At 61.6% G+C, this 3,659-nt stretch carries 2 protein-coding genes; both read right to left on the reverse strand.

What is annotated here, in order from left to right; all coding sequences use genetic code 11:
* Positions 1–337: 337 nt before the first annotated feature.
* Positions 338–3,289 (reverse strand): TonB-dependent receptor plug domain-containing protein, encoded by a 2,952-nt coding sequence (locus JNL55_RS35755; protein WP_293866342.1) that lies wholly within the window; start codon positions 3,287–3,289, stop codon positions 338–340.
* 97 nt (positions 3,290–3,386) lie between these two features.
* The coding region (locus tag JNL55_RS35760) for an amidohydrolase family protein (protein WP_293866345.1) at positions 3,387–3,659 on the reverse strand (273 nt) is incomplete at its 5' end.

A 3,659-nucleotide genomic window follows, 5' to 3' on the forward strand; every position in this document is an offset into this window, starting at 1 on the left:
TTGCGAGATGCTGTCGTCGATCGACGCGCCCATGGCGCGACTACGCCGCGCCACCTGCTTCGTTTGGTCCGCTGTCAGCTGATAGCCCACCGACATCGACGCGGCCGTAACTTTCGTCGGCATCGCTGCCGCTCCGTCGCCCAGAGTCGACAAATTCAACAACCGCAATGCCGAGCACGAGTCAGTGACCGGCGGCGGTGGCGATGCTTGCGCTTGCCCGAATCCGACGGAGACACAGAGCGCGATCAGTATCGCGCCCGGACGCCAGCGCAGTCTGGAGAAATTCAAACCCATGATAATTTCCACCTTTGCAAAATTCTTTTGAAACCCGCCGCTCTCAGAACGATTTGGTTAACGTCACCGAAACGGTTCTGCCGATGATCGTCGCGTTGGTTGCGTCGTACGGCTCCGGTGCGTTGCTGGCACTGATGGTGCCGGTGTCGATGAACGGCGCATTCTCATCCAACGCGTTGTTCACGCTGAGTCGAACACCCGCCCCCGCGAGCACGCCGCCGTGCCCTTCGAAGTCGTAGCCGACCTGCAGATCCAGCGTCACCCAGGAATCGATCTTGACCGGCGCCGTATTCAGAACCGGAGCTCCGGTAGCGTTCGGCACGTAGCAACCGGACAAGCACTGGTAATCATCGGTGTAGTTGACCGTGGCGGCGGCATACAACGGTCCTCGCGCGAATGAAATGCCCTGCTTGGACTTGAAGCGCAGCGGATTGCCGGTGCTCTCATACACGCCGAGCTTATCGACGTAGGCAGAGCCCGGAGTGCCTTGCATCTCGTAGGAAAGCACCACGGTGCCGTTGGCGAACAGCTCCCAGTTGCCGAGACCGGTTTCCCACCGGTAGCGCGCCGACAAATCCAGACCATCGGTCTTCAGCGAAGCGAGATTGGTCTGCGTGGCATAGATGATGGCGGCGATATCGCCGGGTACCGACGGCGTCCCCGGACCGCTGTGTCCGATGAACCGCGGATCGTCGAACAGCGCCTGCACCGTCGCCGCATCCGGATTGAAATCCAGATTCGACAAGTACGGGCTGGTGCCGGTGGCAAAATAATTCGCCAGGATGCCGGGCAACAGGCCCTGGGTGATACGCACCAGGCGATTGTCGATCTGCAGGTTGTAGTAACTCGCGCCCAGGCGCAGACCAGGCACGCTCAGCGGCTCGAAATCGATGCCCACCGTCCAGGTGTCGGCCTCCTCCGGCTTGAGCACCGGCCCGGCGCCGCCCGAGACGATCATCGAAGTAAAGCTACACGACGTTGGCGAATCGAACTGACCATTGAGCTCGACCAAGGTCGTATCGCAGGGCGCAGTCCAGAAGGCGGGCGTCGTAAAGATCGCGTTGCCACCGGATACCGGCTGCGGGCCGTTGTAGGCGAAGCGCATCTGCGGCGCGTGGAAGCTCGTGCCATAACTGCCATTCAACGTGAGGCTGTCGGCCGGCTTGTAACGAAGCCCGAACTTCGGATCGGTGGATGAGTAATCGCCCAGGCCTGAAGAACGCTCATGGCGCACCGCCAGCGACACATCCAAAGCCTGCACTCCCGTCACCGCGTTACCGCGGCCGACGATCGGCACTGCGAACTCGGCATACGCCGAATTGACCTTGCGTTCGGTCTCGCCGTACGGCTGATGGATCGGAGCGATGCTGCGATAGTTGAAGTCGAGCTCGCCGTCGATGAACTCCTTGCGATGATCGAAGCCGATGGCTGCCTTGAGCGGACCGCCGGGCAGCTCGATCAGCGTGCCGTCGGCCTTGATCGTGCCCTGCGTGATCCAGGAATTGAACTGCAGGTGTTCGAAGCCGATCAACTGGTCGACCACTTGCTGCGGCAACCGCTGCGTCGAATAGGGATTGAAGGCCGTGTAGTTCAACCCAGCGCAGTAAGTTTGCGCGGCCGTGGGTGAAGCAATCGAGCCGATGTTGGCTGAGTTCAATCCGCTCAACGAGCAGGTCACCGAGTTTGGCGCCGCGACGAAACCCGCACCCGTGGGAATGAAATCACCGATGTTCGCATCGCGCTCGACCTGCGCCTTGCGCGTCTGCTTCTCGCGGCTATGTGAACCCGTCACATCGAGCATCCAATCGTTCACCAGCTCGACGCGAACACCCAGCTCCGCACCGTAGCTCTCGACTGATACGTCGCGCTGGGTCAATAGTTCATCGACGAGCACGCTGAAGTTGTTGGTCACTCCGGCGATACGGTACGGGCTGGTCGTGGGCACCGTCCCGACCAGATCCACGTAACCGGTCCGATACAAGCCGTCCCGACGCGTCAGGCGAGCGCTGCCGTACATGCTCACTCGATCGGTGATGCGCTGATCACCAGTCAGGAACATGCTATGACGTGTCATGTCCGGCAGGATGTCCCATCCCAACCAAGGGTCGCTGGTGTAGCCGATGCCGCCCGTCGCGGGCGTCAGATCCGCCACCGTGAGCCCGGTGCCCGGGCCCTGCGGAGCCATGTAGGCGACGTTGCCGGTGTAGTTCGCGGACCCGGTGAAAATATTGGCGGCCGTGCCGACCCGACGTGTGTACAGCGGCCAGTTCACGCCGCCCCGGGCGGACATGTCGCCGTTCATATCGCGATCCGCCGCTCTGACATGACCGCGATCGCTATATTCATAGCCGAGCACGACACGACCGGTGTCCCACTTCTGACCCCACGCGGCACTGGCGAGAAATTCATCGCCACCGCCTTGAGTCGTCGTGCCGACACGCGCCAACGTGTGGAGCCCTTCCAAGTCACGCTTCAAGATGAAATTGACGACGCCGCCGACTGCATCTGAGCCATACACTGCCGAGGCACCATCGGGCAGGATCTCGATTCGCTCGATCGCAACCGCGGGAATATTGGAGATGTCGACGAAGTCGCCGAACTGACCCGACGCGGCGACACGGCGCCCATCGACCAGCACCAGCGTAGACAGCGCGCCGAGACCACGCAGGTTCACGCCGCTGCCGCCGGTCAGATTGGAGCCGGACGAGGCTGTATCCTGGCCGCCGCGGTTGTTGTCGCTATTGGCCACGCCGCCAGCAAAGTTCGCCGGCAATTCGCGCAGCATCTCCGCTACCGTGGCACGCCCGCTCCTCGCGACTGCTTCGGAGTCGATGGTTTGGATGGAGCTGCCGATCACCGGGACATCTCTGATATTCGTCCCGGTTACCACGATCTCCTCGAGGGCGATCTGCCCGGGAGCGGTATCCTGAGCAAGCGCCGCAGTAGCGACGAGCGTGCTTAGAGACATTGCAAGCTTGAACGATCTGTTGTGCACGGACATTCTCTTCCCCAATTTGACGTTTCACGCCTTGTTCGTTGAATCGGCCGCCCCGCCGCTGCAGCGTGGCTGTTGCAAATCAATTCGGATCAAATCAGTTCGATTCACGGATCGCTGCCGACGACTGACGCTTTGGCCGGCGCACGACGCCGCCCGCTCGAGCACCGCTGTCGGCACCGTTGATCCACGTCACGACACCGTTGACCCACACCGTGTCGATACCGATCGCATAGCTGATCGGTGCATCGAACGTGGCCGTGTCGGCGATCTTCTGCGGATCGAACAACACCAGATCGGCCCAGTTGTTCGGCGCGATGCGCCCACGATCGCGAATACCCAAGGAGTCGGCGCTTAAACTCGTCATGCG

This window comes from Steroidobacter sp., from assembly GCF_016790065.1.
Classification (GTDB): Bacteria; Pseudomonadota; Gammaproteobacteria; order Steroidobacterales; family Steroidobacteraceae; genus Steroidobacter.